The sequence below is a fragment of the Geothrix limicola genome, from assembly GCF_030268085.1.
Taxonomy (GTDB): Bacteria; Acidobacteriota; Holophagae; order Holophagales; family Holophagaceae; genus Geothrix; species Geothrix limicola.
This window is the reverse complement of record NZ_BSDE01000001.1, coordinates 439358-465073: the sequence shown is the minus strand read 5'-3', so window position 1 is coordinate 465073 and position 25716 is coordinate 439358. Positions and strand designations below refer to the sequence as shown.

At 66.7% G+C, this 25716-nt stretch carries 21 protein-coding genes; 8 read left to right on the top strand and 13 right to left on the bottom strand.

The window, feature by feature from the left end; translation table 11 throughout:
* The first annotated feature begins 90 nt into the window (after window positions 1–90).
* Complete coding sequence (locus tag QSJ34_RS01885; protein WP_285569549.1) at window positions 91–1698, top strand: FAD-dependent oxidoreductase; 1608 nt, start codon at window positions 91–93, stop codon at window positions 1696–1698.
* On the opposite strand, the gene QSJ34_RS01880 is transcribed toward QSJ34_RS01885, so the two are convergent.
* Entirely contained in the window at window positions 1660–2205 is a 546-nt protein-coding gene (locus QSJ34_RS01880) for a histidine phosphatase family protein (protein WP_285569546.1), read from the bottom strand. The genes QSJ34_RS01885 and QSJ34_RS01880 overlap by 39 nt on opposite strands.
* Before the next feature lie 292 nt (window positions 2206–2497).
* Here QSJ34_RS01880 and QSJ34_RS01875 point away from each other — a divergent pair, with 292 nt between their 5' ends.
* From QSJ34_RS01875 to dsrP, 4 genes are read left to right on the top strand one after another with little or no spacing between them, the layout of a single operon-like run.
* Window positions 2498–4309: a hypothetical protein gene (locus tag QSJ34_RS01875; protein ID WP_285569544.1), complete on the top strand. Its 1812-nt coding sequence runs from the start codon at window positions 2498–2500 to the stop codon at window positions 4307–4309.
* Window positions 4306–4842, top strand: coding sequence for a cytochrome c3 family protein (locus QSJ34_RS01870; protein WP_285569541.1), 537 nt, complete (start codon window positions 4306–4308; stop codon window positions 4840–4842). The genes QSJ34_RS01875 and QSJ34_RS01870 overlap by 4 nt, the downstream gene beginning before the upstream one ends.
* Before the next feature lie 14 nt (window positions 4843–4856).
* The gene (locus tag QSJ34_RS01865) at window positions 4857–5768 is read left to right on the top strand and encodes a 4Fe-4S dicluster domain-containing protein (protein WP_285569538.1); all 912 of its coding nucleotides are present in this window, start codon (window positions 4857–4859) and stop codon (window positions 5766–5768) included.
* A 4-nt stretch (window positions 5769–5772) separates the two neighbouring features.
* Complete coding sequence (dsrP, locus tag QSJ34_RS01860; RefSeq protein WP_285569534.1) at window positions 5773–7047, top strand: sulfate reduction electron transfer complex DsrMKJOP subunit DsrP; 1275 nt, start codon at window positions 5773–5775, stop codon at window positions 7045–7047.
* A gap of 150 nt (window positions 7048–7197) precedes the next feature.
* On the opposite strand, the gene QSJ34_RS01855 is transcribed toward dsrP, so the two are convergent.
* The 7 genes from QSJ34_RS01855 to QSJ34_RS01825 all read right to left on the bottom strand — a co-directional run bounded on the left by QSJ34_RS01855 (window position 7198) and on the right by QSJ34_RS01825 (window position 16515).
* The gene (locus QSJ34_RS01855; RefSeq protein WP_285569531.1) at window positions 7198–8280 is read right to left on the bottom strand and encodes an aldo/keto reductase; all 1083 of its coding nucleotides are present in this window, start codon (window positions 8278–8280) and stop codon (window positions 7198–7200) included.
* Between the two features lie 42 nt (window positions 8281–8322).
* Window positions 8323–9405 carry an HD domain-containing phosphohydrolase gene (locus tag QSJ34_RS01850; RefSeq protein ID WP_285569528.1) on the bottom strand — a complete coding sequence of 361 codons (1083 nt, stop codon included), beginning with the start codon at window positions 9403–9405 and terminating at the stop codon, window positions 8323–8325.
* 135 nt (window positions 9406–9540) lie between these two features.
* Window positions 9541–9987 (bottom strand): hypothetical protein, encoded by a 447-nt coding sequence (locus tag QSJ34_RS01845; protein WP_285569526.1) that lies wholly within the window; start codon window positions 9985–9987, stop codon window positions 9541–9543.
* Window positions 9988–10084: 97 nt separating this feature from the next.
* The gene (gene guaA, locus QSJ34_RS01840; protein ID WP_285569523.1) at window positions 10085–11614 is read right to left on the bottom strand and encodes a glutamine-hydrolyzing GMP synthase; all 1530 of its coding nucleotides are present in this window, start codon (window positions 11612–11614) and stop codon (window positions 10085–10087) included.
* A gap of 46 nt (window positions 11615–11660) precedes the next feature.
* Window positions 11661–13427, bottom strand: a complete 1767-nt coding sequence (locus QSJ34_RS01835; RefSeq protein ID WP_285569520.1) for a DUF1570 domain-containing protein — start codon at window positions 13425–13427, stop codon at window positions 11661–11663.
* A gap of 41 nt (window positions 13428–13468) precedes the next feature.
* The gene (gene glyS / locus QSJ34_RS01830; RefSeq protein ID WP_285569518.1) at window positions 13469–15577 is read right to left on the bottom strand and encodes a glycine--tRNA ligase subunit beta; all 2109 of its coding nucleotides are present in this window, start codon (window positions 15575–15577) and stop codon (window positions 13469–13471) included.
* Window positions 15574–16515 (bottom strand): glycine--tRNA ligase subunit alpha, encoded by a 942-nt coding sequence (locus tag QSJ34_RS01825; RefSeq protein WP_285569515.1) that lies wholly within the window; start codon window positions 16513–16515, stop codon window positions 15574–15576. Before QSJ34_RS01825 ends, glyS begins: the two co-directional genes overlap by 4 nt.
* Before the next feature lie 58 nt (window positions 16516–16573).
* Between QSJ34_RS01825 and QSJ34_RS01820 the strand changes: the two genes are divergently transcribed.
* The 3 genes from QSJ34_RS01820 (at window position 16574) to QSJ34_RS01810 (ending at window position 18576) form a co-directional block, all read left to right on the top strand.
* Window positions 16574–17155, top strand: a complete 582-nt coding sequence (locus QSJ34_RS01820; protein ID WP_285569513.1) for a GNAT family N-acetyltransferase — start codon at window positions 16574–16576, stop codon at window positions 17153–17155.
* A gap of 120 nt (window positions 17156–17275) precedes the next feature.
* Entirely contained in the window at window positions 17276–18223 is a 948-nt protein-coding gene (gene arcC / locus QSJ34_RS01815; RefSeq protein ID WP_285569512.1) for a carbamate kinase, read from the top strand.
* A 59-nt stretch (window positions 18224–18282) separates the two neighbouring features.
* Entirely contained in the window at window positions 18283–18576 is a 294-nt protein-coding gene (locus QSJ34_RS01810; RefSeq protein WP_285569509.1) for a YciI family protein, read from the top strand.
* On the opposite strand, the gene QSJ34_RS01805 is transcribed toward QSJ34_RS01810, so the two are convergent.
* The 5 genes from QSJ34_RS01805 to QSJ34_RS01785 all read right to left on the bottom strand — a co-directional run bounded on the left by QSJ34_RS01805 (window position 18573) and on the right by QSJ34_RS01785 (window position 25714).
* On the bottom strand, window positions 18573–18944 hold the full coding sequence (locus QSJ34_RS01805) for a response regulator (protein WP_285569506.1): 372 nt from the start codon (window positions 18942–18944) through the stop codon (window positions 18573–18575). The genes QSJ34_RS01810 and QSJ34_RS01805 overlap by 4 nt on opposite strands.
* A 48-nt stretch (window positions 18945–18992) precedes the next feature.
* Window positions 18993–23474, bottom strand: a complete 4482-nt coding sequence (locus QSJ34_RS01800; protein WP_285569503.1) for a PAS domain S-box protein — start codon at window positions 23472–23474, stop codon at window positions 18993–18995.
* Window positions 23475–23604: 130 nt separating this feature from the next.
* A complete protein-coding gene (locus QSJ34_RS01795) occupies window positions 23605–24042 on the bottom strand; it encodes a GNAT family N-acetyltransferase (RefSeq protein ID WP_420798816.1) in 438 nt (145 codons plus the stop codon).
* A 44-nt stretch (window positions 24043–24086) separates the two neighbouring features.
* Entirely contained in the window at window positions 24087–25052 is a 966-nt protein-coding gene (locus tag QSJ34_RS01790) for an MlaD family protein (protein WP_285569499.1), read from the bottom strand.
* Entirely contained in the window at window positions 25049–25714 is a 666-nt protein-coding gene (locus QSJ34_RS01785) for an ATP-binding cassette domain-containing protein (RefSeq protein WP_285569496.1), read from the bottom strand. Before QSJ34_RS01785 ends, QSJ34_RS01790 begins: the two co-directional genes overlap by 4 nt.
* Window positions 25715–25716: the final 2 nt, after the last annotated feature.

The window sequence follows — 25716 nt, the reverse complement described above, 5'->3', positions numbered from 1 at the left end:
CGAGAGCGCAGAGAAAGACAAACATACCCTCTGCGTTCTCCGCGTTCTCTGCGGTGAATCAACCGCCCGCCCCTCCTGGACGACTGAACCATGAAGCGCCGCAGCTTCCTCGCGGCTTCGGCGGCGGCAACGCTTCCCATCGCCTGCCGGCGCAAGCCCGAATTCCCCTTCCAGGGCGCGCTGGTGGGCCCGGACCTTCCGATGGGCCACTGGCTGCGCGGCGGCGCCTTCCCGGATCCGGAGCGTTTCGAACCCGTCTCCGTGCTCGTCGTGGGCGGCGGCGTGGCGGGGCTCAGTGCCGCCTGGCGGCTGGTGGGCGCGGGTCTTGATGATGTCCGCGTGCTTGAGCTGGAACCGGAACCCGGCGGCACCTCCAGATCCGGCCGCAACCACGTGAGCGCCTTCCCCTGGGCCGCGCACTACCTGCCCGTGCCGGACCGCGGCAACCATGCCGTGCTGCGGCTGCTGGACGAATGCGGCGTACTGGAGGGCTTCGACGCGAAGGGCGATCCCCGCTTCGCGGAGGAGGCCACCGTGCGCGCGCCTGAGGAGCGCCTCTTCGCCCACGGCCAGTGGTGGGAGGGTCTCTACCTGCGGGCCGGCGCCAGCGCCGAGGACGAACGGCAGTACCACGCCTTCTTTCAGGAGGTGGACCGCTGGGCCGCCTTCCGCGACGCGAAGGGCCGTCCCGCCTTCAGCATCCCGCGCTCGCGCTGCTCCGACGCGCCCGAGGCCCGCGCCCTGGATGGCCTCTCCTTCGCGGCCTGGCTGGATGCGCGTGGCTTCAGCTCGCCGCGGCTGCGCTGGCTGCTGGACTACGCCTGCCGCGACGACTATGGTTCTCGTCTCGACACCACCAGCGCCTGGGCGGGCCTCTTCTACTTCGCCGCGCGCAAGCAGGGCCCCGGCGAGGATTCCAGGCCTTTGCTCACCTGGCCCCAGGGCAACGGCTTCCTCATCGAGCACCTGCGCCAGGCCTGCGGGACGCGGCTGAACTGCGGCGTCATGGCCACCGCCATCCGCCAGGAGAAGGACGGCCTGCTCGTCACGGCCTGGGATGCGGTCGCGCAGCGGCGAATCGGCTGGCGCGCGAAACATGTGATCTTCGCAGGACCCCAGCACGTGGCGAAACACGTGATCGACGGTTTTGCCGCCGCGCGGCCCGCCGCGGCCCGCATCCACAACGCACCGTGGATGGTCGCCAACCTCACGCTGCGCGCGCGGCCTCAGGAGCCCACCTTCCCTCCGGCCTGGGACAACGTGCTGCGCGACAGCGAGGCCTTGGGCTACGTGGTGGCCACACACCAGAGCCTGCACGATTACGGGCCCACCGTCTGGACCTGGTACCGCCCCTTCACCGGCCCCGATTGCGAAGCCGAACGGGCCCGCCTGCGCGCCCTGGACTGGCCGGCCTGCGCGCGCATGGTGATGGACGACCTGCGTCCGGCCCATCCCGATCTGGAAGGCCTGGTGGCGCGCCTCGACGTGATGCGCTGGGGCCACGCCATGGTGCGGCCCGCGCCCGGCCTGATCTGGGATCCCGACTTCCTCGCCCTGTCACGTCCCTTCGGGGCGATCCACTTCGCCCACACCGAACTCAGTGGCTTCGCCCTCTTCGAGGAGGCGCAGGACCACGGCCTTCGCGCCGCCGAGGAAGTGCTAGCGGGCCTGGGGCACCCCACCAGCAGCTGGCGCTAGCTCCTGCCGCCGCGTCTCCAGGGTGGCTTCGCCCTTCGCGGACACGCGCACGATCCAGAGCCAGTCGTATACGTCGAGGGGCCAGTAAGGCACCGCCCCCTTCACGCCCAGGCCGCGGACGAGCTTCTTCATGAGGTCGTGGTGCCAGCAGACGATGACGGTATGGCCGCGCTGCTCGCGGAGGATTTCGGAGGCGAGGGTTCCGCTCGCGTCCCTGGCGCGGATCTGCGGCTTCAAGGCCAGGGCCGTGGCCAGCGGCGCCAGCGTCTGCTGGGTACGCACCAGGTCCGACGCGTAGAGCGCCGCGGGCTTGAAGGGCGTGAGCAGCGGCACCAGGGCCTGGGCTCGTCGCCGCCCGGCGGCGGCCAGAGGGGAATCGCCGTCCCACAGGGATTGGCGTTCCGCGTGGCGGAGCAGGACCACCGTCGTGTCCTGGGCTCCGAGGCCCAGGGCGAAGACGCAGGCCGCGATGAAACGGATCAGGTAACGAAGAAATGGAAGAAGCATGGGCAGACCCCCTGATCAGCTTGCCATCGGGAGGTTGCCGCTGTGACGCCCAGCACATCACCCCGAGGTCCCCTGAAATTTCGAGACGAAGGTTCGCGCCGGTTTTCTCACAGAAGCCTCAAGCGGAATGGAGGATGTCCAAATCTTCTATGTTCCAACATCTTTCATTATTCTCTTTATGCGTCACTTGGAATGACTTTATTTCGCTTGACGCTCCTCCGCCAGGAGCGAGGCTTGGGCATCACACCCTTCTCAATTCATCGACATTCCTCCTCATTTTGAGGTTGTGCCCATGTCCACGGCCGAGGCCTATCCCTCCAGGCGCGATCCGGCGGAGGCCCTGCCCCAGGGCCTGGAAGCGCGCCTGGTCGTCCTGGCTGAGACGGTCGCGAGACTCGAGGCGCGGGTCGCTGCGCTGGAAGGTGCCGTGCCAGAGCAACCGGCCGCCTCCCCCAGGCCGATTCCCTGCACGGCAGTCTCTGATCCGATGGTTCCCGCCCCCGGGCTTCCCAGCGCCGTGCGCCTCATGGGTCTCATCGGCCGCACCTGCCTCATCCTCGGCGGAGCCACCTTCATCCGGGCCCTGGTGGACGCCGGCACCATCCATCGCGGATGGGGCGTGGCGCTGGGCCTGGCCTACGCCATCATCTGGGCCCTGCTCGCGGCGCGCGCCAAGCATCCGCTGGATTCGGCCTTCCACGCCCTCGCCTCCATCCTGATCGCCTACCCGCTCATCGTGGAATCCACGGCCCGCTTCGGCATCCTGGAGCCGGTCCTCGCGGCCCTCCTCCTCTTCACCGTCACGGGCATCCACGGGGTCGTCGCTTGGCGACGCGACCTGCAGCCCATCATCTGGACCGCCACCCTGGCCTCGATCCTGTCGGGCTTCGCCATGATGTCGGCGCGCCGCAGCATCGAGCCCTTCCTCGCGGTCTCGCTGCTCCTCGGCGCGACCACGCTCTGGGTCACCTACGGCCGGCGTTGGCAGAGCCTCCGCTGGCCCACGGCCCTCGCCTCCGACCTGGGCGTGGTGATCCTCACCTCGCTCGCCGCGTGGCCCGGAGGCATCCCCGAGGCCTATCGCGGCATCACGCCGGGCCGGACCGTGGTGTTTGCCCTCGCCCTCGTGCTCATCTACCTCGGCAGCTTCGCCGTGCGGATGCTCCAGCGGCGCCGCGTGGTGAACGCCTTCGAAGTGGCCCAGAGCATCCTCGTGCTGCTGTTGGGTTTCGGCGGCGCCCTGCGGGTCAGCCTCATCTCCGGATCGGGTGCCGGGCTGTTGGGCGCGGGGGTTTCGCTGGCAGGCCTCGGCTGCTACGCGACGGCCTTCCCCTTCCGCGACGATCAAGAGGAGACCCACGCGAATTTCATCTTCTTCCTCTTCTTCGGCCTCGTCTTCCTGCTGCTTGGCGTCCTCGTGCTGCTGCCCCTGCCGGGCGCCGGCGCCCTGGGCAGCGTGCTGGGCCTGGCCGCCATGCTGCTGGCGCTGCAGTCGCGGCGCGCCGTCTTCATCATTCAAAGCGCGCTGTACCTCGGAACCGGGGCCCTCGCCTCGGGCTTCGCGGCCTGGTCGCTCCGCGCCTTCCTGGCGCCGACCGGGCCGGACGCCTCTCTGCCCTGGTCCGCGGCCCTGAGCCTGGTCCTTCTCGCGCTCGCCTTCACGGCCTTCCTCTGGCGGCGCGCTCCCGGCCTCGTCAGCGCGCGGGTCCGCCCACTGGTGCTGTGCCTGGGCGCCGCCGTGGCGGCCGGCCTCGGGGCGCTGGCCATCTGGATCTGCTGCCATGCCTTCTCAACGGGCGCGGTGGATCCCAGCCTGCTCGCCGCCGTCCGGACCGGCGTGCTGTCGGCCCTCATCATCTCGCTGGCCTGGTTCGGCCGCCGGGCACCGGACCTGGAGCTGAAGTGGCTCGTCTACCCCGTGATGATCATCACGGCTTTGAAATTCCTCTTCGAGGATCTGGCCGTAGGACGGCCACTGACGCTGTTTCTCGGATTCATGTGCTACGGCGCAACGCTCATGCTCGCGCCGCGCCTGCTGAAGAACCCCACCCCGTCCGATAGGGACAGGAATGCGAACGATCACATGCCGGAGGTCCATCCATGAACATACGCGCGATCCATTATCTGGGCCTCGCCGTGCTGCTGGCCCTGCCCGCCTTCGCGGGCGAGCCGAAGGCCAAGGAGGAACCGGCGGCCCAAGAAGGCATCCAGGTGCCGAAACCGCCCTTCTCAGAAGGCATCTTCCCCTGCACCTCCTGCCATGACGGCAAGCAGATGAAGGTCGACACCAAGCGCCGCGAACTCGGCATGCACAGCGAGATCGAGCTCAAGCACGGTCCCGACAGCCGCTGGTGCCTCGACTGCCACGACGCCAACAGCCGCGACAACCTCCACCTCGCCAGCGGCGAGAAGGTGCTCTTCACTGAATCCTTCAAGCTCTGCGGCCAGTGCCACGGCGACAAGCTGCGCGACTGGCGCGTGGGCGTCCACGGCAAGCGCACCGGAAGCTGGAACGGACCCAAGCAGTACCTGCTCTGCGTCCACTGCCACAACCCGCACTCGCCTCACTTCAAGCCCTTGAAACCCATGCCGCCGCCGATGCGGCCCGAGCAGATCCGGAAAGGGGGTGCCAAATGATGGACCACCAGCCCATGCATCCCCAAGACGATGGTGGAGGCGCCAGTGCCTGCGGCAGCCGCCGCGAATTCCTCGGCACGGCCGTGGCCGCCGTGGCCACCGCGCTCACGGGCTGCGGGAAGCTCAGCAAGGAGGAGTTCCTCCAGCACAATTTTCGCGAGCTTTCCAAAGATGAGATCCAGACCATCATCGCCCGCCTGGAGAGCGAGTACAAGGCCAAGTACGGCAAGACCGTGAAGGTCAACAACGAGGCCGCCATGCCCGGCGTGATCTTCGGCTACGCCCTGGATCTCAGCCGCTGTATCGGATGCCGGCGCTGTGTCCACGCCTGCGTGAAGGAGAACAACCAGTCGCGGGATCCCGAGATCCAGTGGATCCGCGTGCTCGAGATGGACAAGGAGGAGGGTGTCAACCTGCAGCACGCCGAGCAATACTACAACCCCGAAGAGGTGCCCCGCGAAGGGCACTTCTACATGCCCGTGCAGTGCCAGCAGTGCAAGAAGCCGCCCTGCGTGAAGGTCTGCCCCGTGGGTGCCACCTGGAAGGAGAAGGACGGTATCGTCGTCGTGGACTACAACTGGTGCATCGGCTGCCGCTACTGCATGGCTGCCTGCCCCTACGGCGCCCGCCACTTCAACTGGGGCGAGCCGACCATGAAGTCCGCCGACGTGAACCCGGAAACCCACTACCTGGGCAATCGCCCGCGGCCCAAGGGCGTCGTGGAGAAGTGCACCTTCTGCATCCAGCGCACGCGCAAAGGCCTCTATCCCGCCTGCGTGGAGATCTGCCCGACGGGGTCGCGCAAGTTCGGCAACCTGCTCGACGCCAAGAGCGAGATCCGCCAGGTGCTGGAAAACAAGCGCGTCTTCAAGTTCAAGGAAGACCTGAACACCCAACCCACCTTCTTCTACTTCTACGGGGTGTGAGGCCATGATCTCTCTTCGGAACTTCAAGAACTTCATCGTCGACACCGTCGGCCTCATGGTTCACGGCAGCCGCCTTTACTACGCCTGGGTGGGCTTCCTGCTTCTGCTCATCGCCGTGGGCGGCATCGCCTACCTCAACCAGCTGAACAGCGGCCTCATCGTCACGAGCATGCGCGATCAGGTCTCGTGGGGCTTCTACATCGGCAACTTCACCTTCCTGGTGGGCGTGGCGGCGGCTTCGATCATGCTGGTCATTCCGGCCTACATCTATGATTGGGCGCCCATCAAGGAGATCACCATCCTCGGCGAGATGCTCGCCGTGACGGCCCTCATCATGTGCCTCGGCTTCGTGATGGTCGACATCGGCCGGCCCGACCGCTTCTGGCACATCATGCCGCTCGTGGGCCGCCTCAACTGGCCCCAGTCCATGCTGGCCTGGGACGTGATCGTCCTGAACCTCTACCTGCTGCTGAACTGGTTCGTCGTGACCTACCTGCTCTTCAGCTCCTACGTGGAGAAGCACTACAACAAGAAGATCGTGCTGCCCCTGGTGCTCCTTTCCATCCCCATGGCCGTGAGCATCCACACCGTCACCGCCTACCTCTACAACGGCCTGGCCTCCCGCCCCTTCTGGAATTCGGCCATCCTCGCACCGCGCTTCCTCGCCTCGGCCTTCTGCTCGGGGCCCGCCGTCCTGCTCATCCTGCTGCAGGTGTTGCGCCGCACCACGCGCCTCAAGATCACCGACGCGGCCATCTTCAAGATCGCCGAACTGATGGCCTACACCATGGGCTTCAACCTCTTCCTCACGGCGGCGGAATCCTTCAAGGAGCTCTACTCGGGCACCGAGCACATGGTCTACTTCCAGTACCTGCTGTTCGGCCTCGAAAAGAACGGCGTGCACTACAACACGCTGGTGCCCTTCGCCTGGGCCTCGATCATCACGGGCTTCATCGCCTTCCTGCTCTTCCTCATCCCCAAGACCCGCATGAACTGGACGACGCTGAACATCGGCTGCGTCCTCATCTACGCCAGCGTCTACATCGAGAAGGGCATGGGTCTCATCATCCCGGGCCTCACGCCCGACGCCCTCGGCGAGATCTACGTCTACCGCCCCTCCTTCACGGAAGTCGCCGTGGCCGCCGGCATCTTCTCCCTCGGCGCCCTCGTCTTCACCGTCATGCTGAAGGCCGCCGTGCCCATGATGCTCGGCGAGTTCACCATCACCAGGGGACGGAAGGCATCTGAACCCGTGGAAGCCGATCCCATCCAGGCCTGATGGCCCCATAACCTCATTGAAACGGGAACCACGACTGACGCGAGTGAGCGCGAATAAAGGAAACACCGATGTGGTTTTCTTCTTTATTCGCGCGCCCGAAGGGCGATTCGCGTCATTCGGGGTTGATCGCCTTTTGAATGGGCACTGCTGTTACCAGCGTTCCTGGTCCGACGCCGGGGCCAGGGCCCACGGATCCGAAGCCACCCCGTTGAGCGTGGCGCCACTCTGCATCACGTGCTTCGTGTTGGCCAGGAAGCCGTGGGGGAAGATGGGCGCCGGCGCGCTGGCCGCGTCGAGGCGGGCGAGATGCTCAGCGGAGAGAGGCAGGTCAAGAGACTGCAGGTTCCCCTCCAGCTGCGCCAGGGTGCGCGCCCCAAGGATGGGGCTGGCCACGCCGGGTCGCGCCAGCACCCAGGCGAGCGCCACCTGGGCGACGCCGGTATCGTATTCCTGGGCCACGCCTTCGGCGGCCTCGATGATGGCGTAGTTGCGGTCCGTGAGGCTCTTCGACACGCCGGGCAAGTGGCGGCCCTCTCCCTGAGGCTGCTTGTTCCGTCCGTATTTCCCGGTGAGCAGGCCGCCCTTCAACGGGGACCAGGGGGTCACGCCGAGTCCGCAGGCCTGGGCCATGGGCATCAGGTCGTGTTCCACCGTGCGCTCGATGAGCGAGTATTCGATCTGCAGCGCCACGAAGGGCGACCAGCCGCGGAAGGCCGCCTCGCACTGCCCCTGCACCACCTTCCAGGCGGGCGTATCGGAGACGCCGATGTAGCGCACCTTGCCGCTCCGCACCAGGTCGTCGAGGGTCCGAAGGGTCTCCTCGATGGGGGTGTGGGGATCGTGGAAGTGCATCCAGTAGAGGTCCACGCAGTCGGTGCGCAGGCGGCGCAGGCTTTGTTCCAGCTGCTGCTGGATGGCCTTGCGGCCCGCGCCTCCGGCATTGGGATCGCCGCGATGGAGGCTGCCGCAGAACTTGGTGGCCAGCACCACCCGATCGCGGCCCCCACGCTCGGCGAAGTAGTCGCCCAGGATCGCCTCGCTGTGCCCCTTGGTGTAGATGTTGGCCGTGTCGATGAAGTTGCCCCCGGCCCCCAAGTAGCGATCCAGCATGGCGCGGCACTCGTCGATTTCTGCACCCCAGCCCCAATCCGTGCCGAAGGTCATGGTGCCCAGGCAGAGCGGGCTGACGCGCAGGCCCGAACGACCCAGGGTGCGATAGTCGGTGAGCTTCATGACGGCCTCCAGGGCCATCAGCCTACACCAGGGATTCCCGGACTAGATCCCCGGATCCTCGTCGTGGGTCTCGTCGGGATTGGCGAGAAGGATGGCGCGGAAGCGGTCCAGGTGAGTGAGGAACAGCCCCACCAGATGGGGATCGAAATGCATGCCGCTGCCCTGCTCGATCAGCGCCACCACGCGATCTTCGGGCCAGGGCTCCTTGTAGTGACGACGGTTGCTGACGGCGTCGTAGACATCCACAAGGGCGGTGATGCGGGCCTCCAGTGGAATGGCCTCGCCCTTCAGGCCCTTGGGATAGCCCGTGCCATCCCATTTCTCGTGATGGCCGATGGCGATGCGAGCGCCCATCTGGATAAAGGGAACCGCCGAGCCTTTGAGGATGGTGGCGCCCATGCTGGTGTGCCGCTTCATCGTCACCCACTCGTCCTCCGTGAGGGAACTGGGCTTCTGCAGGATCGAATCGGGCACGCCGATCTTGCCGATGTCGTGCATGGGGGCCGCGGCCTGGATCGTGTCCACGCGATCCGGATCCCAGCCCAGCAGCCGCGCCATCTCCGCGGCGTAGAGGCCGATGCGGCGCACGTGCATGCCCGTCTCGTTGTCGCGGTGCTCGCTGGCGGCGATGAGGCGGAGCGCGATCTCCTCCCGTGAATTGCGGATCTCCACCGTCTGCTCGCGCACCTTCTGGGCGAGCTGGGCCTCGCGGTCACGGTAGGCGATCTCCAGCATGCGGCGGCGCAAAGCACTGTTGACCTGCACCAGGATTTCCCGCGGCTGGTAGGGCTTCAGCACGTAGCCGAAGGCCCCCTCCTGCAGGCACTCGATGGCCGTTTCCGCCCCATCCATGGAACTCACCATGACCACTGAGGTGTCGGGGATGCGGTCCTGGATCGCCCGCACCAGATCCAGACCCGAGGCCCCGGGCATCTGGATGTCGCAGAGGATCAGGTCGATGGTGTCCTCGTTCAGCACAGCCAGGGCGCTGGGCACGTCCTCGGCTTCGCGGACGCGGTAGCCGGCTTTGGCGAGGATCCGCTGAAGCGACAGCCGCACGATGGCCAAATCATCCACCACAAGCACGCTGACTTGCTCGGGCACGATCTGGATATCGTCGTTCATGGCTGCCCCGTAGCGGTCCCAACGGATTCCATGTGGTCTAGCGGTACCACCCGATGATGGCACAGGTGGAAAAACCTGGATCACCAACTGCCGGTGGGGCGGAACCTGGCCCGGGTCCGCACGGATCTGGCATGCCTACCGCGCCCACTCCAGCGAATCCCGCTTGGCCGCGTAGTGCGCGCCGAGGTCCAGAGCGATGGCCCTTTCACAGAGCTCCAGAGCCCCGTGGAAATCGCCCAGTTCGCTGTAGGCCTGAATGCCCCGTTCAAAGCAGCTGAAGCCCTCCAGCATGCGCCGGTACTCGTGCGGGAAGGCCGTCTCCAGATCGCCAAGGTAGCCCAGGGCCTGATCCACGGAGGCCACGCAGTCCTCCCACTGCTCGCACTGGGCCTGGGCGTCAGCGCAGAGGTCGTAGGCCACGGCCTTCACGGCGTTGGGCAGGCTACCTTGGCTTTCGAAGGTACGGCGCAGGTACTTCAGCGCGGATTCAGGCCCGCTGAAAGCCGCCTCGCGGTGCCCCGCCAGCAGATCCTCCAGCACATCCTTCACCGACTTGCGGACGGGTTCGTTGCGTTTCGCCATGAAACCTCTTGCTTCGCCACAGATGAACACGGATGAACACAGATCTAGGGATTCAGATGGAGATCATCCGTGTCCATCTGTGTTCATCCGTGGCTGCTTATTCGTATTCGATGGTCGCGGGCGGCTTCGAGGTGATGTCGTAGACCACGCGGTTGATACCCTTCACTTCGCGGACGATGCGCTGGGCGATGCGGTCCAGCAGCTCGTAGGGCAGGCGCGCCCAGTCGGCGGTCATGAAGTCCTCGCTGGTCACGGCCCGCAGGGCGCACATCCATTCGAAGGTGCGCTCGTCGCCCATGATGCCCACGGTCTGCACGGGCAGCAGCACGGCGAAGGCCTGGCTGGTGCGCGCGTACCAGCCGCTCTCCCGCAGTTCCTGCATGAAGATGGCGTCGGCGTTCTGCAGGATGGTGGCCCGCTCGCGGGTGATGGCGCCCGGCAGGCGCACGGCCAGGCCGGGCCCCGGGAAGGGATGCCGCTGGTTCATTTCCTCGGGCAGGCCCAGGGCCAAGCCCGTGGCGCGGACCTCGTCCTTGAACAACTCGCGGAGGGGCTCCACCAGCTTGAGCTTCATGCGCTCCGGCAGGCCGCCCACGTTGTGGTGGGACTTCACGAGGATGGCGCCGCCGATGCCGCTGCTCTCGATCACGTCGGGGTACGTGGTGCCCTGGCCGAGGAAGTCGGCCTTGACCTTGCCCGCCTCGCGCTCGAAGACCTCGATGAACTTGCCGCCGATGATCTTCCGCTTCTGCTCGGGATCCGTCACGCCGGCGAGGGCGCCGAGGAATTCTTCAGACGCATCCACCCAGATGACGTTCAGTTCGAAGGGCGCGAAGTAGGCCTGCACCTGCTTCATCTCATCCTTGCGCATGAGGCCGTGATCCACGAAAACGCAAGTGAGCTGGCGGCCGATGGCCTTGTGCAGCAGCAGCGCCGCCACGCTGGAATCCACGCCGCCGCTGAGGCCCAGCACCACCGTGCCCTGGCCCACCTGCTCGCGGATGGCCTTCACCTTCTCGTCGATGAAGTTGCCCGCGTTCCAGTCCAGCGCCATGCCGCAGCGCTTGAGGAAGTTCAGCAGCAGGGGCGTGCCCTGGGCGCTGTGGGTGACTTCGGGATGGAACTGCAGGCAGTAGATCCCGCGCTGGGGATCCTCCATGGCCGCCACGGGCACGCTGGGCGTCTTGGCCGTGACGGTGAAGCCCGCGGGGGCCACTTCCACATGGTCGCCGTGGCTCATCCACACCTGCTGGGCGTGGGGCAGGCCTTCGAAGAGCATGGACTGCTCGGGCATGGCCTGGATCTCCGCCTTGCCGTATTCCCGGCTCGCGGAGCGGTGCAGCTGCCCGCCGAGGTTGCGGGCCAGGAGCTGCTGGCCGTAGCAGATGCCGAGGATGGGCACACCCAGGTCGAGGATGGCCGCATCCAGGTCCGGCGCGCCCTCTTCCAGCACCGAATTGGGTCCGCCCGAGAGGATCACGCCCTTCAGATCCGCCCCGGCGATCTCCTTCGCGGTGGCGCCGCTGTTGTAGACCAGGCCGAAGGCCCCCAGTTCACGCAGGCGCCGCGTGATCAGCCGCGTGTACTGGCTGCCGTAGTCGATGATCGCGATGCGTTCGTGGTGCATGGGTCCTCAGTCAGGTCGGGCGGCCCGGGGGATCCCAGGCGATGGCCTAGCCTCCAGTTTGCCCTATCCGGGCCTTGAGCGTGTCCAGCAGGCTCTGGAGGGTCTTGCGGTCATAGGCGTTATTGGCCTTGGCCAGGGCCTTTTCCACCAGCCGGATGGCCTCTTCGGTCCGGCCCTCGCCCGACAGGCGCATGACCTCCTGGCCCAGGGGCGCCAGGTGGGAGGACAGGCTGAACTTGAGGGGTTTGGCCACGTTCGAGGACCGGGACGGAACGCCTCCGGGGCCCGTGGGTGACACGGCGGCGAGGGCCAGGGCCTTCTTCCGTTCCAGGAGGCGGGCCAGGGACGCGGCGTACGACCCCGCCATCTCCTTCTCCGACTGGGTGGCCGCGAGCTGGTTCAGCTGATCCCCGACGGCCTTGGCTTCCCGTTCGAGATCCAGGCTGATGCAGGCGTAGCCGAAGTTGACCCGGTTGACCAGGTTCTGAGGTTCCAACTCCAGGGCCGTGCGGCCCGCCTGCAGGGCCTTGGCCGGGTCCCTGGGCTCCAGGGTGTACTGCCGGCACAGCGCCATGTGAACGGGCGGGACGTCCGGGCGCAGCCTGATCGCGGCCTCCAGCCAGGCCAGGATCTGGGTCGCTTCTGCCGCCGCACCACCACGCCGGTTTTGAGCCAGCAGGGCCAACTGAAAGGGCACGCGGAAATCCCGGCTCCCCAGGCGGAGGGCGCTTTCGAAGGCCTGCCGCGCTTTCTCGTCCTCCCCCTGGAGCAGGAACCCGTGGCCCAGCGCCGCCTGGACTTCCGGCAGCTCCGGCGCCAGGGCGAGGGCCCGGTCCAGCAGGGGTCGGCCCTGCGGTTCCTGGTGGTGGTGCTGCAGGAATTCGGCCCGCACCACCAGGGCTTCGGCCTCACCGATCTTGCGCACCTGGAAATCCTTGTCCGTCAGCTTCAGGGCCAGGGGCAGGTTCCAGAAATGGAAGGCGGAGTGGTTGGAATAGGAGGTCAACGTTTCCTGCAGGCGGGCCAGATCCCCGAATCCGGCCTGGGCCGCGGCCAGCGGGTCGCTGTTCTGGGAGAGGGCCTTCAGGTAGGTCTGGAAGAGTCCGGCCTTCCGGGCCTGATCGTCCATGAAGAGGTAGTGCACGAAGGCCCAGCTCTGCGCGTAGAAGATCCCGGTCTTCTCCCCTTCGCGGTAGTGCGGCGAGTCATGGGTCACGGTCAGCAGCGTCTCGAGGGGCAGACGGACGCTGTGCCGCAGCTTGAGGAGACGCCCCTCCGGCACGCGCCCCAGATAGACCCGCTCGGAGCGGATCTCGGTGGCGCCATAGAAATCGGCGAGACCCTCATCCAGCCAGACGGGCAACCGCGGGAAATTCTGATGGACGATGCTGTGGGTGTACTCGTGGAACAGCACGTAGTAGGGCTGGTCCACCTGCTGGTTGACGTCCAGCCGGAGGATCGCGTAGTGGCGGTCCTGCCCCTGCACGAAGACCCCGGCCGGCCGCGTGGGATCCTTGCCCTCCCAGCCCTCCGGCATGAAGCGCTTCATGGATGCCTCATCCTCGGTCACGAGAAGGATCATCGGCTTGGGCGGATCCACCCGGAGACCCGGAAAGAGCGTGTCGAACACGCTGCGGATCCCCTCGAAGCCCTTGACCGCGTCCCGCGCCTCCCCCTCCCCCGCATCGCTGTACGCGATGAAGTGCGGGGATTTCACCTCCACCCAGGCTTCCTTGCGGCCGGCGAAGAGAACGGGTCCGTAGGCCAGCACCGAAAGGAGCATCAGGAGCCGGAACCAGCGCGCAGCATGCATGGGGCGCCTCCCTCAGCGGGTTCGGGTGGATAGGTTGTGCCCTACTGCCAGAGGCTGAAATCCGCCACACGCAGGAAGGCCTGGCGGAGGCGGTGGAGCAGGCTGAGGCGCGCGGCGCGCAGGGCCGGATCCTCGCACTTCACCATGACGGCGTTGAAGAAGGCTTCGAGGGGTTCCGCCAAGTCGGCCAGCGCGGTGAGCAGGGCCGCCTGGTCAGGCGTGCCTTCCAGATGGCCCAGTTGCTCGGCGAGCGCCTTTTCTTCGGCCTGCGTCAGCAGGGCCGCATCGAAGGTGGTGGAGGGCGTTTCGTCCTTCAGGATGTTCCCGATGCGCTTGGCGCTCTGGGCCAGGGAGGCGAAGCGGGGGTCTTCGGCAAAGGCCGAGAGGGCCTCGCAGCGGGCCTTCAGATCCGTCAGATCCTCCCAGCCCGCGGCCAGGGCGGAGCGGCGCACGGAACCCGCGTATCCCGCCACCTCAAGCTGGTAGGCCACGCGATCCCGGAAGAAGGCCAGGAGCGCTTCCTTCGTTTCTGCGGCGGGCTTAGTGGCCTTGGCGCCGACGACACCGAGGGCGACCGTGATGAGGTCGCTGGGGCTCAGGTCCCAGCCGCGCTCCCAGAGGATGCGCACGATGCCCTGCCCGGCGCGGCGCAGGGCGAGGGGATCCTTCGAACCGCTGGGGATGAGGCCCACCGCGAAGCAGCCGGCGACGGTGTCCAGTTTGTCGCAGAGGGACAGCAGGCAGCCCATGGGCGTGGAGGGGATGGCATCCTCGGCGCCGACGGGCCGGTAGTGCTCCTTCACGGCCATCCAGACATCTTCATGGGCGCCCTCATGCTTGAGGTATTCGCCGCCCATGACGCCCTGCAGCTCGGGGAACTCACCCACCATCAGCGTGCGCAGGTCGCACTTGGCCATGCGAGCCGCTTCGAGGGCACGGTTGACGTGCGTCTCATCGCTGGACAGGCGCGTGGCTATGCCCTTCACCAGGGCCACGACACGGCCGGTCTTGGCGTGGTAGCTGCCCAGGTCGCGCTGGAAGGTGAGGGCCTGGAGCTTCTCCAGGCGGTCCGATAGGGGATGCTTGAGGTCTTCGGCGAAGAAGAAGCGCGCGTCGTAGAGCCGCGCCTTGAGCACCCACTCGTTGCCCGCCTTCACGAAGCCCGCCGGGTCGTCCGTGCGGTTGGCCGCCGTGAGGAAGAAGGGCAGCAGCGTGCCGTCCGCCTGCTCGATGCAGAAGCTCTTCTGATGCTCGCGCAGCGAGGTGACCAGCACCTCCTTGGGCAGCTCCAGGAAGCTGGCGGGGAAGTCGCCGCGCACGATCTTCGGGAATTCCACGATCTCGGCCAGGGTGTCCAGCAGTTCCGCATCGGCGACGACGCGGCCGCCCACCTCGGTGGCCAGCGCTTCGAGCTGCTCTGCCATGCGCGCGCGGCGGACGTCGACGCTGACCACGACACCGGCGGCTTCCAGCGCGGCCTCGTAGGCCTCGGGCGCGGGAATGGCCACGGGCGCGGGCTGCGCGCGATGGAAGAGGCGGTGGCCCCAGGTGGTGTTCGAGGCTTGGACGCCATCCACCTGGAGGGGCACCACCTGGTCGCCCAGGAGGCAGAGGATGTTGCGGATGGGGCGCACGAATTCGAATTCGGAGCGGCCCCAGCGCATGGCCTTGGGCACGTGCAGCCCGGCGATGAGCCCCGGCAGGGCCTCCGTCAGCAGATCCGCCGTCGGCCGCCCCTGCTTCGTGAGGGTGACCACGGCGCAGGGTTCCTTCTTGCCCGCGGGCTGCTCGAAGCGCACGGCGGAGAAAGGCACGCCCCACTTCTCCGCGAACTTCTCGCCCTGGATGGTGGGCTTGCCAGCCTCGTCCACGCACATGCGCTGGGGCGGGCCCACCTGGGTTTCGGTCTGGTCGGGTTGGGAGGTCGGAATTCCTGAAATTCGCCACGCGAGCTTTCGTGGTGAAAGGAAATCCGGTAACGCATCGGATACGAATCCGTTGGCTGACACCGACGCTCCAGCAGGAACCAGTGACTCCTTTTCGAGAAATTTGAAAAACAGCTGACTAAATTCAAAATGTAACGGTTTTAGGAACCGCGCCGGAATCTCCTCACAGTGCAGCTCCAACAGGAAGGTCTTGGTCGCGCTCACTTCGCACCTCCCTTCCCAGCCATCACGCTTTTCTCCGCGCTCTCGGCGTTCTCCGCGGTTGGCGTTTTTGCGTTTTCAAACTCCAGGTACGCCTTGGCGCATCCACAAGCCAGGTCGCGCACGCGTTTGATGATGCCGGGGCGTTCGGTGGTGCTCACGGCACCGCGGGCATCCAGCACATTGAAGGTGTGGCTCATCTTGAGGGCCTGCTCGTAGGCGCTGAGGAAGTGGCCGAGGTCACTCAGCAGGTGCCAGCCCTCCTTCTCGTAGGCTTCGAAGAGCGTGCGGTGCAGGTCGAGATCCGCGTGTTCGAAGCTGTAGGCGCTCAGTTCGAATTCCTCGCGCTGGCGCATCTGGCCGTAGGTGACGGGGAAGACGCCATCGTCGGTCTTCACCTCGCCGTGCACCAGGTCGAAGATATTGTCATAGCCGCCCAGGAACATGCAGATGCGCTCGATGCCGTAGGTCAGCTCGGCCGAGACGGGTCGACAGTCCAGGCCGCCCACCTGCTGGAAGTAGGTGAACTGGCTGATCTCCATGCCGTCCAGCACCACCTGCCAGCCCACACCCCAGGCGCCGAGGGAAGGTGATTCCCAGTTGTCCTCCTCGAAGCGCAGATCGTGCTTGGAGAGGTCGATGCCGAGGGCTTCGAGGCTTTCGATGTAGAGCTCCTGCACCTTGGCCGGGCTCGGCTTGAGGATCACCTGGAACTGGAGGTGCTTGTAGACGCGGAAGGGATTCTCGCCGTAGCGGCCGTCCGCCGGGCGGCGGGAAGGCTCGACGTAGGCCACGTTCCAGGGCTTGTCGCCCAGGGCGCCGAAGAAGGTGAGCGGGTTCATGGTGCCCGCGCCCTTCTCCAGATCGTAGGGCTGGCCGATGAGGCAGCCCCGGTCGGCCCAGAACCGCTGCAGGCGGAGGATCAGTTCCTGGATGTGCATGGAGGCTCGCCAAAACGAGCATTGTAGCGGGTTTTCGGCACTTCGGTAAGCTGGAGGGATGCCGGTCAGGATCGCCCTTCCCCGTGATGCCCAGGCGCTGGCGCTCCTGGGAGAGCGCCTGTGGCGCGAAACCTACACGGGGCTCATTCCCGAATCCAATCTGAACCTGCACCTGGCCGAGACCTTCGGGCTCGCCCAGCAGGCGGCGGAACTGGCGGACCCCGCCTGCACGATGCTGGTCCTTGAGGAAGCCGGGCAGCTCCTGGGCTATGCCCTGCTCCAGAACCACCCCTCCAAATGGGCGCAGGTGCCCTTCGTCCGCCCCATGGAAGTGGTCCGATTCTACGTTGACCGGTCCCTGCACGGCCGGGGCGCGGGCGGGCAGCTCATGGCGGCCGCGCTGTCCCACGCGGCGGCGCGGGGCCACGACGGCGCCTGGCTGCAGGTCTGGGACCAGAATCCCCGGGCCATCCGCTTCTACGCCAAGATGGGCTTCACGGATGCCGGGGAGGTCAGCTTCCGCATCGGCGAACAGGTGGATCGGGACCGGCTGCTGGTGCGGCCCCTCGATGCCCGGGATGCCACCCTTTCGCAGGATTCCTCCGTCGAACCCGGGTTCAGGCATCCGCCGCGCCTTTGACAGGGTGCAAAGGGTCCGGGGTTCCGACCAGGGTTCATGGGGCTCGCCGGGCACTCTGTGACGACTGTCCTTTGCCCTGTGGCGCCAGCCCTGTATGATCCTCGTTTCCCGGGGTATGGCATGACCCGAAAGATCGCACTCCTCGCCATCGGCGGCAACGCACTGCTGAAAGAGAAAGAACGGGGGCTCCAGGAGGAGCAGCTGGAGAACGCCCGCGAAACCTCCGAGATGCTGGCGCGCGTGGTTTCCGAGGGCTACGCGCTGTGCGTGGTGCACGGCAACGGGCCCCAGGTGGGCAACCTGCTCATCCAGCAGGAGGCGGCCTCGGGCCAGATCCCGCCCTACAGCCTGGATATCTGCGGCGCCATGACCCAGGGTTCCATGGGCTACATGCTCGAACGCATGCTCATCAACCGCCTGCGATTTCTGGGCCTCGACACCTCGGTTACGTCCATCCTCACCGAGGTGGTGGTGGACAAGGAGGACAAGGGCTTCCAGGATCCGACCAAGCCCGTGGGCCCCTTCTATCCCGAGTTCCGCGCCCTGGAGCTGATGCGGGCCAAGCGCTGGAAGATGAAGGAGGATTCGGGCCGGGGCTGGCGCAAGGTGGTGCCCTCGCCGCGCCCCCTAGAGATCGTGCAGCTGGAATCCATCAAGACCCTGCTGCAGCAGGGCCACAGCGTCATCGCCGGCGGCGGCGGCGGCATCCCCGTGATCCGTGACGCCAGCGGCTTTCTCGTGGGTGTCGAGGCCGTCATCGACAAGGACCGCCTCAGCGCCCTGCTGGCGGCCCAGCTCGAGGCGGACCTGTTCATCATCCTGACGGGCGTGGCCAAGGTGGCCGTCGATTTCGGCAAGCCCACCCAGCGTTGGATGGATCGCATCACCGCCAGCGAGGCGCGCAAGCTCCTCGCCGAGGGCCAGTTCCCCGCCGGCAGCATGGGTCCCAAGATCGAAAGCGCCCTGGCCTACCTGGAGGGCGGCGGACACGAGGTGCTCATCACCACCGCCGAAGCCCTGGCCACCGAAGATCCCGACACCGTGGGCACCCGCATCGTCCGCGACTGAGCGACGGACTTTTCATACGCGTTCGTCTGTGTTCATCTGGGGCGGATCGAGGAGGCTCCATGTACGCCATGATGATCGTCCGCTACCGCCGTCCGCTGGCCGAGGTCGAAGCCGCCACCGAGGCGCATCGCGCCTACCTGAAGACGCTGGAGACTCAGGGCATCGTCGTGGCCTCGGGCCCCATGGATCCTCGTTCTGGCGGCATGATCCTCGTGCGGGTGCAGGACGAGAATCCCCTGGCGGATCTGGACACGCTGCGCGACGGTGACCCCTTCTACCAGCAGGGACTCGCCAACTACGAGCTGATCCCCTGGGTGGTCCGGCAGGGCAAGGAAGGCCTCGACCGGATCTAGTCGACCGGCTCCAGGCATTGCCGGATCGCATCCATCAGTTCGCCTTCCTGCAACGGCTTGTGAAGGATGTGCTGGACGTCCAGGCGGCGAAGCGGGGCCATCACATCCGGATCGCGGGTGGAGGTCACCATCACCACCGGCAGTTCGGGCCGCACTTTCCGCGCCATGCGGACGAGGGTCAACCCGTTGCATCCGGGCATCTGGTAGTCAGAGACGATCAGGTCGGGCGCGCCGTTCTTGATCCGTTCAGGAATCTCGGAAGCCGCCAAGTCCTCCCAGGCCTCCACCTCGTGGCCGGCCTGCTCCAGAACACGGCGCAGCAGGTGGCGCATCAGTTTGCTGTCTTCCACGACGACGATCTTCGACACCGCTAGACTCCCTTCGGCAGTCTACCCCGCCAGCAAGCCTCGGTTGGATCACACCGCGGAATCACTGCGCTGGCAGGCCTTCGGCCCCAGGGTCGCGATCGCGTGCCGGACCTCCTTCAGGCTGAAGGGCTTGCGCAGGCTCGACACCGAAGGGCGGCCCTCCAGCAGGGGTGCCACTTCGTGATCGCTGTAGCCAGTGGCCATGATCACAGGCAGACCGGGCCGCAGGGCCAGGATCCGCGGCAGGGCCTCTGCCCCGTTCATGACCGGCATGTTCATGTCGAGGATCACCAGATCGGCCTGATGGCCCGATTCCAGCCATTTGACCGCGTCGAAGCCATCCTTCGCCGTGGCCACGTCGTGCCCCAGCACTTCGAGCATGGGGGCCACGGCTTCCCGGATCAGTTCGTCGTCGTCGACCAGCAGCACTCGCAGACGTCCGCCTGGATCCGCCGTGGCGGGACTTGCCGCTGGCATGCGGGACCCCGCTCCCTCCACCCGGCTCGCGGGGAAGCAGAGGATGGCCTCGGTGCCCTGCCCAGGCGCGCTGATGAGATCGAAGCTGCCCTCGTGCGCCTTCATCGTGCCGTAGACCATGGCTAGGCCCAACCCCGTCCCCTTGCCCTTCGGCTTGGTTGTGAAGAAGGGTTCCATGGCCTTGGAGAGCACGTCGGCGCTCATACCCTCCCCACTGTCGCGCACGTGCAGCAGCAGGTCGCCCTCGGCGCTCTGCTCGCTCTTGATCTGGAGCAGGCCGCCCCCGGGCATGGCATCGATGGCGTTCACGCAGAGGTTCATGAGCGCGTGGCTCAGCGCCCCCGGATCCCCGCGCAGCGGGTTGAGTCCTTCCTGCAGGTCCAGGCTCAGCTCGACGCGCTTGAGCGTGGTGTGGCTCAGGAGCTGCGTCATCTCTCGGACAAGCTCGTTGAGATCCAGAAGCCGCTCCTCCTGAAGATCCTTCTTCGCGAAGTAGAGCAGGCTCTTCACCACGCCGCGACCCCGGAGGCAGGCGTTGATGATCGTATCGAGGTTCTTCAGCGCCGGGGAATCCGGAACCGCCGTTTCCTGGAGGGCCGAAGCGAGGCCCAGGATGGCGCCCAGCACGTTGTTCATGTCGTGGGCCACGCCTCCGGCCAGGCTGCCCAGGCTCTCCAGCTTCTGCGACTGCTGCAGCTGGGATTCGAGGGAACGCCGCTCGGCTTCATCGCGCTTTTCCTGAGTGATGTCCTCCTTGATGGCGATGTAGTTCACGAGCCCGCCCATCTCATCGCGCACCGGCGCGAGGGTGGCGCGCTCGTAGAAGATCTCGCCGTTCTTCCGGAGGTTCTCGAATTCGCCCACCCACGTCTCGCCCCGTCCCAGGGTGTCCCACATCGTCTGGTACTGGCTTTGAGGCGTCCGCGGGGAGCGCAGCAGGCGGGGATTCAGCCCGAGCACCTCGTCCGCCCGGTAGCCTGTCACCTGGGTGAAGGCCGGATTGACATATTCGATGTCGCCCTTGGGATTGGTGATCAGGACCGAGAGCGGGCTTTGCTCGATGGCCACGGAGATCTTCCGGATCGAGCGCTCGGCCTCTCGTCGTACCGTGATGTCCTGGATGATGCCCGTCAGTGCCACAGGCCGTCCTGCGGAATCCCACTGAAGGTCACCCTGGCCATGGACCCAGCGGCGGGCCCCGTCGCAAACGCGAACGATCGGATAGTCGAGGTCGAACCGCTCGTGCCGTTCGATGATCCCCGCGACGTAGGCTTCCATGGTGGTCCGGAATTCCGGGGCGACCAGGTTGAGCCATCCCTTCTCGTCACGGGGATACTCGGGCCCGATCCCGAAAATCCCATCCAGGAAGGGGCTGCTCCGCCAGCGGTCCTCCGGGATGAACCAGGTGTAGGTGCCGATGCCACCGGCCTCCTGGGCCTCTGTGAGGAACCGTTCGCTCTCCAGCAGCGCCCGTTCCGTATCCCGCCGCCGGGCCTCCCCCGCCAGGTGATCCAGGCAGAAGGAGATGTCCACCGCCGCCTCCTCCAGCAGGGCGCATTCCCGGTCGCCGAAGAAATCCCTCACCACGGCGTAAACCGCCAGCGCGCCGATGACCTCCCCGGACTGCCGGATGGGGAAGGCGGCCATGGCTCTGTAACCGGTTCCCGCGGCGGCCGCGTGCCACGGTTTGGTCGCCAGGGAGGCGAGGAAATCGTTCTCGACACAGGCCCGCCCCTCGCGGATGGCGGTGCCCACGGGGCCCGTCCCCAGGCGTGAAGCCCCCGTCTCCACCTGGATGCCCCGAAGGTAGCCCGTGGCATCCCCATAGGATGCGGCGACGGACACCCGATTGGAGAGCGGCTCGCTCACGCCGACCCAGGCCATGCTGAAACGCCCGAATTCGACCATGATTTCGCAGATCCGGCTGAACAGGGCTTCGCGGGAGGTGGACCAGACGATGGCCTGGTTCACCTGGCTGAGCGCGGCATAGAGCCGGGTCATTCTCAGCAGCTCGGCCTCCTGCATCTCGCGGGCGGTGATGTCGCGCACGAAGACGATGACGCGCATGGCGCCGTCGAGAGGCACCGCCCGCGCGCTGACATCCACGGGAAAGGTGCTTCCATCCCTGCGGCAGTGGACCGATTCGAAGCGGAGGGAGCCGAGCTTCTGGGTCTGCTGGAACAGCTCACGACCTTCGGCCCGGAACTCCGACGAGCGCAGGTCCACGATGTTCATCCGGAGGAGTTCAGGCAGTTCGTATCCGTAGCAGGTCACCGCCTGCCGATTGGCCTCGAGGATGGCGCCCTGCTCGTCCGTGAGCAGGATGATGTCGTTGGCTTCGCGCATGAGCCATTCGAAACGCTGGGCGAGGTTCAGCTGCTTGCGCACCATCTCGGCATCGTGGCGGCGGAGCATCAGGCCGAGGCCCGCCCCCACCAGGGCCAGCAGCCCGACCAGGCTCAGGCCTCCCGTCCAGACCTGCTGGCGCAGAGGACCGAATATTTCCGTCTCATCCACCTTCACGACCATGTGCCAGCCGGTACCGGGGATCCCCTTCAGCACCGCGAGGACCTCCTGCCCGCGGTAATCCCTGCCCTCCATCAGGCCTTCGCTGCCCTGGCCGGCCCGCACCGCCGGAAGGTTCGATTGCGTCGCCAGGTCATAGCGGAGATTCAGGGCACTGCCCGGCTGGTGGCGAAGCTCGTTCAGGACCACCACCTCTCCCTGGTCCCGGCGCACCAGCACGGTCTCCGCGCTGGCGCTTGCGGTCGGCCAGGACTGGATCAGGGGATAGAGGAACTCCCGTGGGTCCACCTCCAGCAGCAGCACTCCGACCGCCTTGGCCTGGGCAGCCGTGGATGGAATGGGGACCCACCACCGCAGGTGAATCCCCGCGTGGTTGGGTTCCTCCCGGAAGTCGGCAGCGCTCACTCCTGCAAAAGCCAATGCCTGCGTGCGTTCCAACAGATCGGGAAGACCGGGAATCTCTCCGGCTGGCGCCGAGACACGAAGGTTCCCCCGCCCGTCGAACAGGGCGACGCACCGGTAGGCCCGCTTCTGGAATCCACTCATCCAGAGGCTCAGGTCCTTCTCGGTTGGAGCCTCCCGGGCTCCCGAGAGGAAGCGCCGCAACTGGGACTGGATCAGGTCGCTCCCGGAGATGAGATCCGCATCGGCCCGGCGCTCGCCGTACCAGGCCGCGATCTGCCGGGCCTTGAGATCCGCGATGGATTCGAGTTCAGCCTGGACGCGGCCGCGTGCGGCCCGGATCTGGCTTCTCAGCACGAAGGCTCCGCCGGTGACCACGAGGCCGCCGATGAGCAGGAACAGGGTCAGGACCCCGGCGGGAAAACCGAAGATCGACCACTCGGCGGCGGGTCCCGGCCCGCCCCCGAAAACCGCCAGAGGCCAGGTGTCGCATCCGGCCGACCAGTGCAGGGCGAGACCCAGCGATGCCATGCAGAGCGCCGTGGGCAGGGCCATGGGGATATGGCCGGATCCGTACAGCAGCGGGGCGCCCGCGGCATAGCTCACCAGCACCACGGTGCTGATAAGCAGGGGGATCAGGGCAAGCAGGGCGGCTGCCTGCCGCGACGCCCAGGACGCGTGGGGCCGGCCCCAGCGGCAGAGCGCCGAGAGGGCCGCCCCGAACATGGCGAGGTCCGTCAGCATCGAGGTGAGCTGGACATCGGAGCGTCCCAGCACCAGCCACCGTTCCAGCGTCATCGTCTCGCCCTGCAGATGCCCGGCGGTGAATCCGAAGCTCAGCAGCGCCACCCCACCAGCCACGCCGCAGGCCACACGGCGTGCAGAAGCAGAGCTGGGCCACCGGTCCATCGCCAGGAGAATGCCACTCAGCAAGACCACGCCGACAGCCGCGAGGGGGGACATCGGCACGAAGGTGCTTCCAAAAGCCGCGAGGGCGGGCCTGCCCAGAAGTGCGCTGATGGCGGCCAGGCAGGCCCCCACTCCGGCCGCCAGAGACAACACCGTCCTCAGCCGTCGGGCGGCTTCGGAGGAGAGCACGCCCTGGGGCGACGCTGGGAGGACCATGGGATGAACCTCGCCTCCTTCCGGTAGGGGGTCACGACACAGAGCATCGGATCCTTCAAGGTTCTTCTGAAAACGCAGAAAAGGGACCTTTCCACGCCGGGTGTGTGATGCGGATCACGCACCCGGCGGATCAGGTACCGAGGCTCTTCCGGTACACGATGAAACCTGATTTTTCGGCCACCTGGTCATAGAGCCGCATGGCCGCCGCGTTGGTCTCGTGGGTCTGCCAGTAGACCCGCTGGATCCCAAGCCCAGCCGCATGGTCGTAGACGGCCTGAATGAGCGCGCGGCCCACGCCCTGGCCACGCGCAGCCTCGGACGTGAAGAGGTCCTGCAGGTAGCAGTTCGGGCCGAGCTGGATGGTGCTGCGGTGGTAGAGGATGTGCGCCAGGCCCACCAGCCCCTCGGGCCCTTCCGCCACGAAGGCATGCATGGGTTCGTAGGCATCGAAGAAACGGGACCAGGTCGACTGGGTGATTTCGGGCCGAAGGGCCGTCTCACCGGCCCGACCGTAGAAGGCGTTGTAGCCGTCCCACAGCACCTTCCAGGCGGCGAAATCAGCCTTCATGACGCTGCGGATGCGGATGGAATCGTTCAACGGGACTCCTGTGATCAGGGTTTGGGAGGGTTTTGTTTCGCGGCTTCGGTCCGTTGCCGGGCCTGCTCGCGCTCGGCCTCGCTGGGCGTGCCCCAGACCGCGCGGCTGGGCTTCTGCTTGAGGAGCTCCAGCAGTTCTTCCACCGAGGCCAGCGAGCGGCGCAGGCTCTTGAGGCTCTGCTCGAGTTCGGGATGATCCTGGGTGTTGAAGCGGCCCATGAAGGTTTCGGCCTGTTTCAGCGTGGCGGCCAGGCTCACGAGGATCTGGTCCAGCTCGGGTCCGCGCTTGTCCAGCAGGGCGCGCACGGTGGCCAGGCTGTGGTCGAGGGAGTCCAGGGCCTTGTCCGCCTCGCCCATGCTGCGATCGGCGTGGCCCACCAGGCCGCGACTTTCCTTGGCCAGGGCCTGGAACTCGCGCAGCGTGCCGTCCAGGGACTGCAGCGCCTGATGCACGGCGGGATGATCAAGCACATCGCCGAGCCCCTTCTTTTCGATGCGCGTGCGCAGCCCGTCCACGCCCGCCTGCAGGCTGCCCATGAGGTGGTCGGCGCGCTCCAGCACGCCCGCGATGGAGACGCCCGTATCGCCCGGGATCTCGTCGCCCGGTGCCAGCAGCACGGTCCGCTCGGCCAGTTCGGGCAGGCGCAGATCCAGCATCACGCTGCCCACACCCCGGGGCGCCAGGTTCGCACGGGTGCCGCGCCAGAGCTGGATGTCCTGACGCACGGCGATGCGCGCCAGAAAGTGGTAGTCCTTCCCCTCCTGCTTCATGTCCACGCGCTCCACCGCCCCCACGCGGTAGCCCTTGAGCTGAACGTCCGTGCCCGGCGCCAGACCTTCCATCTGATCGAGGCGCACGAGCAGCGGGTAGGTTCGCTCCGTCACCGCCGCGGCGTTCTTGTAGGCCACCAGGCCCAGGAACAGCCCCAGCGCCACCAGCACCAGCAATCCCAAACGGGCATCCTGCTTTTCGAATTTCATGGCGACTCCAGCGGGATCGAAGGCGCGCGCAGCTCAAGCCGATCCAAGGCGAGCTCCGCAAAGGGTGTGGAATCCTCCAGCGCGATCAGAAGGGTCTTCGTGGCATCTGCAATCCAGCCCCGCACCAAGCCGAGGGCCCTGCCGCGATCCGCAGCATCCAGCCCCTCCAGCGGATCGTCCAACAGGATCAGTTCGGCATCCAGGGCCATCACGCGGGCCAGGTTGCCCAGCTTGCGCGCAGAGGCGCTCAGCGCATGCGGGCGCAGTTCGGCCACGGACTGCAGGCCCAGCCGCTCCAGGGCGGCCCCTGCGCGCACCCGCACCTCTTCCGCCGGAATCCCGCGGAACCGCAGGGGCAGCGCGACGTTCTGCCACACGCTCAGGTTGGAGAGCAGGCCGCCGGACGCAAAGGCGAACCCCACGCGCACACGCTCCGTCAGCGACAGGACGCCGTCGCCGGGCCAGATCTCCCGTCCATCCACCCGCACGAGACCCCGCGCGGGACGTTCGGTTCCGGCGATCACCTTCAGCAGGCGGCTCTTCCCGCATCCGCTCGGGCCGGTGATCAGATGGTTTCCGCCCTTGGGCACCAGCAGCTCGATCCCCTCCAGCAGCCAGCTTCCGTCGGGGGTACCCAGGGCGAGGTCGCGCAGCTCGATCATGC

Coding starts and splice junctions, on each gene's coding strand:
- guaA (WP_285569523.1), bottom strand. CDS start 11,614: ATGCACCACGAACGCATCGCGATCATCGACTACGGCAGCCAGTACACG.
- QSJ34_RS01825 (WP_285569515.1), bottom strand. CDS start 16,515: ATGCACATCCAGGAACTGATCCTCCGCCTGCAGCGGTTCTGGGCCGAC.
- QSJ34_RS01800 (WP_285569503.1), bottom strand. CDS start 23,474: ATGGTCCTCCCAGCGTCGCCCCAGGGCGTGCTCTCCTCCGAAGCCGCC.
- QSJ34_RS01875 (WP_285569544.1), top strand. CDS start 2,498: ATGTCCACGGCCGAGGCCTATCCCTCCAGGCGCGATCCGGCGGAGGCC.
- QSJ34_RS01810 (WP_285569509.1), top strand. CDS start 18,283: ATGTACGCCATGATGATCGTCCGCTACCGCCGTCCGCTGGCCGAGGTC.
- QSJ34_RS01790 (WP_285569499.1), bottom strand. CDS start 25,052: ATGAAATTCGAAAAGCAGGATGCCCGTTTGGGATTGCTGGTGCTGGTG.
- QSJ34_RS01870 (WP_285569541.1), top strand. CDS start 4,306: ATGAACATACGCGCGATCCATTATCTGGGCCTCGCCGTGCTGCTGGCC.
- QSJ34_RS01785 (WP_285569496.1), bottom strand. CDS start 25,714: ATGATCGAGCTGCGCGACCTCGCCCTGGGTACCCCCGACGGAAGCTGG.
- QSJ34_RS01885 (WP_285569549.1), top strand. CDS start 91: ATGAAGCGCCGCAGCTTCCTCGCGGCTTCGGCGGCGGCAACGCTTCCC.
- arcC (WP_285569512.1), top strand. CDS start 17,276: ATGACCCGAAAGATCGCACTCCTCGCCATCGGCGGCAACGCACTGCTG.
- QSJ34_RS01820 (WP_285569513.1), top strand. CDS start 16,574: ATGCCGGTCAGGATCGCCCTTCCCCGTGATGCCCAGGCGCTGGCGCTC.
- QSJ34_RS01855 (WP_285569531.1), bottom strand. CDS start 8,280: ATGAAGCTCACCGACTATCGCACCCTGGGTCGTTCGGGCCTGCGCGTC.
- QSJ34_RS01850 (WP_285569528.1), bottom strand. CDS start 9,405: ATGAACGACGATATCCAGATCGTGCCCGAGCAAGTCAGCGTGCTTGTG.
- dsrP (WP_285569534.1), top strand. CDS start 5,773: ATGATCTCTCTTCGGAACTTCAAGAACTTCATCGTCGACACCGTCGGC.
- QSJ34_RS01865 (WP_285569538.1), top strand. CDS start 4,857: ATGCATCCCCAAGACGATGGTGGAGGCGCCAGTGCCTGCGGCAGCCGC.
- QSJ34_RS01845 (WP_285569526.1), bottom strand. CDS start 9,987: ATGGCGAAACGCAACGAACCCGTCCGCAAGTCGGTGAAGGATGTGCTG.
- QSJ34_RS01880 (WP_285569546.1), bottom strand. CDS start 2,205: ATGCTTCTTCCATTTCTTCGTTACCTGATCCGTTTCATCGCGGCCTGC.
- QSJ34_RS01795 (WP_420798816.1), bottom strand. CDS start 24,042: ATGAAGGCTGATTTCGCCGCCTGGAAGGTGCTGTGGGACGGCTACAAC.
- QSJ34_RS01835 (WP_285569520.1), bottom strand. CDS start 13,427: ATGCATGCTGCGCGCTGGTTCCGGCTCCTGATGCTCCTTTCGGTGCTG.